General features: G+C 72.8%; 6 protein-coding genes. 2 read left to right on the top strand and 4 right to left on the bottom strand.

The window, feature by feature from the left end; translation table 11 throughout:
• Positions 1–343: GNAT family N-acetyltransferase (locus ACFE60_RS17585; RefSeq protein ID WP_375390153.1), on the top strand; the 343-nt coding region annotated here is incomplete at its 5' end.
• A gap of 36 nt (positions 344–379) precedes the next feature.
• Here the strand turns inward: ACFE60_RS17585 and ACFE60_RS17580 are convergent.
• The 4 genes from ACFE60_RS17580 to ACFE60_RS17565 form a co-directional block, all read right to left on the bottom strand.
• On the bottom strand, positions 380–1654 hold the full coding sequence (locus tag ACFE60_RS17580) for an ArgE/DapE family deacylase (protein WP_375390152.1): 1275 nt from the start codon (positions 1652–1654) through the stop codon (positions 380–382).
• A 64-nt stretch (positions 1655–1718) separates the two neighbouring features.
• Positions 1719–2378 carry a methionine ABC transporter permease gene (locus ACFE60_RS17575; protein WP_375390151.1) on the bottom strand — a complete coding sequence of 220 codons (660 nt, stop codon included), beginning with the start codon at positions 2376–2378 and terminating at the stop codon, positions 1719–1721.
• A gap of 1 nt (position 2379) precedes the next feature.
• A complete protein-coding gene (locus tag ACFE60_RS17570) occupies positions 2380–3384 on the bottom strand; it encodes a methionine ABC transporter ATP-binding protein (protein ID WP_375390150.1) in 1005 nt (334 codons plus the stop codon).
• Between the two features lie 59 nt (positions 3385–3443).
• On the bottom strand, positions 3444–4415 hold the full coding sequence (locus tag ACFE60_RS17565) for a MetQ/NlpA family ABC transporter substrate-binding protein (protein WP_375390149.1): 972 nt from the start codon (positions 4413–4415) through the stop codon (positions 3444–3446).
• Positions 4416–4675: 260 nt separating this feature from the next.
• Between ACFE60_RS17565 and ACFE60_RS17560 the strand changes: the two genes are divergently transcribed.
• On the top strand, positions 4676–4991 hold a 316-nt coding region (locus ACFE60_RS17560), incomplete at its 3' end, for a hypothetical protein (protein ID WP_375390148.1).

The following is a 4991-nucleotide window of genomic DNA, read 5'->3' as shown; positions in this document are numbered from 1 at the left end:
CGTCGACGGCGCCGCGGTGGGCGGCGTCTCGCTGTTCGCGTCGGACGAGCTCGCGCACCACGCGGAGGTGGGCATCGGCCTGATCCCGGAGGCGCGGGGGCGCGGCATCGGCACCGAGGCGATAGCGCAGGTCGTGGAGTTCGCGTTCGTGCGCCGGAACCTGCGCCGGCTGCACCTGCAGGCGATCGCGTCGAACGTCGGCGCGATCCGGGTGTACGAGCGGGCGGGCTTCGCCGTCGAGGGTCGCCTGCGCGAGCACGCCTGGGTCCGCGGCGCCTACGAGGACATCGTGCTCATGGGGCTGCTGCGCTCGGAGTGGGCCGCGCGTCGCGACCTCGGCTGAGGGAGTCCCCGCAGCGTCGCACGGGGTCGCGGTGCGTCAGGCGCGCGCGCCGCAGCGGCGCAGCGCGAGCACCAGCAGGGCCTCGGCCACGCGGACGACCTCGTCGATGCGCACCTGCTCGCGCGGCGCGTGCGCGAACCGCACGTCGCCGGGTCCGTAGTGCAGCGTCGGGATGCCGCCGAGCCCCGCGTACAGGCGCAGATCGCTGCCGTAGGGCGCGGCCGACTCCTCGGGCGAGGCGCCGCCGACGGCCACGACCGCCGCCCGCACTTCGTCGAGCAGCGGATCGCCCGACGGCAGCATGCCGCTCGCGAACCGACCGCCCGGCCAGTCGAGCCGCACGGGGTGGTCGCGGAGCCACGGGTCGAGGGCGCAGGCCTCGTCGATCGCGTGCTCGAGCGCCGCTCGCGTCTCCGCCGGGTCCTCCCCGAGCCGGACGCCCATCCGTCCCTCCGCGACCAGCAGGTCCGGGACGCTGCTCGCCCAGTCGCCCGCCCGGATGCGGCCGACGGAGATCGGGTAGGGCAGCGTCGTGTCGCGGAAGAGCGGTGCGGGATCGGCGTTCCGCTCCCGCTCGAGCTCCTGCAGCGCTCGGTGCACGGGGAGGTAGGCGTCGAGCGCGCTGACCCCCTCCAGGCGCGTGCTGCCGTGCGCCGCGCGACCGGCGATCCGCAGTCGGAAGGTGAGCGATCCCGCGTTCGCCGTCACGACGCGGCCGCTCGTCGGCTCAGTCAGCACGGCCGCGTCGGCGCGGTGGCCGCGGCGCATCGTCGCGAACGCGCCCAGCCCGCCGTCCTCCTCGCTGATGACGGAGTGGACCGCGAGCGGCCGCTCCAGGATCACCCCGGCCGCGGCGATCGTGCGCGCCACCGCCGTGTTCACCGCGACCCCCGCCTTCATGTCGCAGGCGCCGCGGCCGTGCACGGCACCGTCGGCGATGCGGCCCTCGAAGGGTCCGCCGTCGACCCAGCGCGCCGGATCGCCGGTGGGCACGACATCGACGTGCCCTTGCAGCGCGAGACCCGGCCGACCGTCGCCACCGAGCACGCCGACGACGCCGTACCCCTCCGACCGCTCGGCCTCGGTGCCCGGATGCTCCGGATCCGCGGCCAGCGCACCGAGGTCGAACGACCACAGGTCGACCTCGAAGCCGGCGGCGCGCAGCTGGTCCGCCTGCCGGTGCTGCAGGTCGGACTCGGCCGCGGAGGCGGTGATGCTCGGGATGCGGACGAGGTCGACGAGGTCCTGCACGAGCGCGGCAGGGTCGAGGAGGCCGAGGACCCGCTCCTCGAGCGGAGTGACGGGATGCACAGGCACAAGTCCTAGCGCATCGGGACTCGTGCGGTCATACTGCGCGACCGGTCGCGGGCCAGCGCTACCGCCGCAGCGCGACGCGGGCGAGGCGGTTGCCGGCGAACTGCCCGACCTGCACGATCACGATGATGGTGGCGACGGTGATGTACACGACCTCGTAGTTCGAGCGCTGGATGCCGTAGGTGATCGCGTAGTCGCCGAGGCCGCCGCCGCCGATCAGGCCGACCTGCGCCGACATGTCGACGATGCCGACGAAGAGGAACGTGTAGCCCAGGATCAGCGGCCCGAGCCCCTCGGGGATCAGCACGGTGACGATGATGCGGAGGGGGGAGGCGCCGGCTGCGCGGGCGGCCTCGAGCACGCCCGGCTCGACCGCGAGGAGGTTCTGCTCGACGATCCGCGAGACCGCGAACGCGGCCGAGAGCGACAGCGCGAAGGTCGCCGCGGACGGCCCGATGTACGTGCCGAGCACGGCGATCGTGAGCGGGGCGATCGCGGTGACGAAGATGATGAACGGGATCGGGCGGACGATGTTCACGATCACGTTCAGCACCGTGAACAGGGTCGGGTTGGACAGCAGGCCGCCGCGGCGGGTGACCGCCAGCGCGACCCCGAGCACGAGGCCGAGCACCCCCGAGACGACGATCGAGATCAGGACGATGTAGAGCGTCTGGCCGATCGCGGTGACGTAGGCGGGCAGGTCCGCGAGGAAGTCGTCCACGTCAGTGCTCCTCGAAGTCCAGGTCGGCGGCGCGCAGCGACTCGAGCGCCGCCTCCACCGCGGCCGGGGCGCCGGTCAGCGCGTAGGTGAGGGCGCCGACCGGCCGGCCGCCGAGCTCGCCGATGCCGCCGTGCACCAGCTCCGCCTCCACGCCGCTCAGCGCGCGGGCGATCGCGGCGACGAGGCCGGGCCGATCCGTCACGGACACCGTGATCACGCGGCCGTCGTGCGTGCCGCGGATGCGGTCGAGCACGGCGGCGCTCGGCCGGTCGTGCAGCGCGCCGCGCACGAAGCGCGTCGCCGCGGGGGAGGAGGGGGATGCGAACACGTCGTAGAGCGCGCCCTGCTCGACCACCCGGCCCTCGTCCATGACGACGACGCGGTCGGCGATCGCCCGGACCGCCTCCATCTCGTGGGTGATCAGCACGATGGTGACGCCCAGCTCGCGGTTCACCCGCTGCAGCAGCGACAGCACGTCGGCGGTCGTCTCCGGGTCGAGCGCGCTCGTCGCCTCGTCCGCGAGCAGCAGGTGCGGGTCGGTCGCGAGCGCCCGGGCGATGCCCACGCGCTGCTTCTGGCCGCCGGACAGCTGCTCGGGGTAGGCGTGCGCCTTCTCGAGCAGGCCGACGAAGTCGAGCAGGCGCGCGACGCGGCGGTCGCGCTCCTCCCGAGGCACGCCGGCGACGCGCAGCGGGTACGCGACGTTGCCGGCGACCGTGCGGGAGCGGAACAGGTTGAACTGCTGGAAGATCATCCCGATCCCGCGGCGGACGGGCCGCAGCTGCCGCTCGGTCAGCGCCGTGATCTCGTCGTCGCCGACGTGGACGGTGCCGGAGGTGGGCCGCTCGAGCCCGTTGATCAGCCGGACGAGCGTGCTCTTGCCCGCGCCGGAGTAGCCGATGACGCCGACGATCGAGCCGCGCTCGACCTCCAGCGTCACGTCGTCGACGGCGAGGACGCCGCCGTAGGCCTTCGAGACCGATTCGATGCGGACCGATGCGACCACCGGTCCTCCTTCCCTCACGGGTGGTCCGCCCGGATCCGGGCGGACCACGACCGATCCGTCTACTGCTGCGCGGACTTCGCGTCGGCCTCGACGGTGGCGAGGATGCCCTGCAGCTTCTCGGGGCTCCAGGTCTGGAAGACCGCGTCGCCGCCGTTCTCCTTCTGCACCTCGTCGGTGATCGAGGCGTCGTGGTACAGCGCGGCGAGCTTCAGCAGCACCGGGTCCTTCGCGTCGGCCTTGCGGGCGACGAACGCGTTCACGTACGGCTCGGCACCGGCGCTCGCGGGGTCGTCCTTCGCGATGACCTGGTCCTTCGGCAGGCCGGCGTCCACCGCGTAGTTCTTGTTCACGATCGCTGCGGCGACGGAGCCGTTCTTCAACGCGGTGGCCGTCTGCGAGGCGTCGATCGGCTGCACGTCGACCTTCGCCGTCTCGATGTCCTTCGTCGTCGAGAACGCGGTGCCGCCGTCCTTCAGCGTGAGCAGGCCGGCGCTCTGCAGCACGAGCAGGCCGCGGGCCTCGTTGACGGCGTCGTTCGGGATCGCCACCTTCGCCTTCGCCGGCAGCGCCGACGCGTCGTCGTACTTCGTCGAGTACAGGGGCAGCGGGTAGATCGCGGTCGCACCGATCGGCTGCAGGTCGTCGCCGTTGGTCACGTTGTAGTTGGCGAGGTACTGCAGGTGCTGGAACTCGTTGAGGTCCAGCTGCTTCTGCTTCAGGGCCGGGTTCGGCTGGCTGTAGTCGGTGAAGTTCACGTACTTCACCGACACGTTCAGCTGCTGCTTCGCGAGCGTCGCGAAGGTCTTCCAGTACGGCTGCGAGATGTCGGCGATCCCGATCGTGACGGTCCGGGCGGGCTCGCTGCTGCCGCCTGCCGCGGCGTCGCTGCCGCTCGGCCGGTTCACGAGGACCAGCGTGGCGATCACCGCGACGACCACGGCGGCCGCGACGACGATCGTCGTGATGATCGGGCCCCTCCGACGCTCCCGCTGCGGCAGGGTGGGGGCGTCGTCCGGCTCGGTTCCGCTCATGGTGGGCCTCTGCTCTCGTCGCGACCGCCGGGCGGATCTCGTCCGGCGGGCTCCGACTCTGCGCGACGACCTCGCCGGAGCCCGAATCCCGACCGACACATGACGGCGTGCGACGAACGATGACGCCGCGGGTGGCGCTCGCCGGGAGTCGATGCATGCGGAGGAGCGGCCCTCTTGATCGGCGCCCGCTCCGCGACGAAGATGCGACCTCGACCGGAGGGGGACCATCGATGCGGCGATCGGCTTCGATAGGCGCGCTCGTGGCACTCGTGGTCGGCCTCCTGGTCGCGACGCCCGCCCCGGCGGCGACCAGCACGACGCATGCCCGCGCGGTCGCCGTCGCCTCCGACGCCGCGCACCTCGTCTTCAAGCGGCGGACGTCCGCCGCGGACCTCACGCCGGAGCCCCAGCAGGGCGACCTGCTGTACGCGGCGGACGCCGCCGGACGCGTCACGCCGCTCACCGACTTCCAGGGCGCGTCGTTCCATTCCGTGTCGCTCGTTGGCGACTTCCTGGTCCAGGCCTCGGACGGGAACGGGGGGACGGCGCAGCCGGTGCGCTACCGGAACCTCGTGA

It is taken from the genome of uncultured Amnibacterium sp., from assembly GCF_964245895.1.
In the GTDB taxonomy this organism is placed as follows: domain Bacteria; phylum Actinomycetota; class Actinomycetes; order Actinomycetales; family Microbacteriaceae; genus Amnibacterium.
Note: the sequence above shows the minus strand (reverse complement) of the source record. Positions and strands in the feature narration are given on the sequence as shown.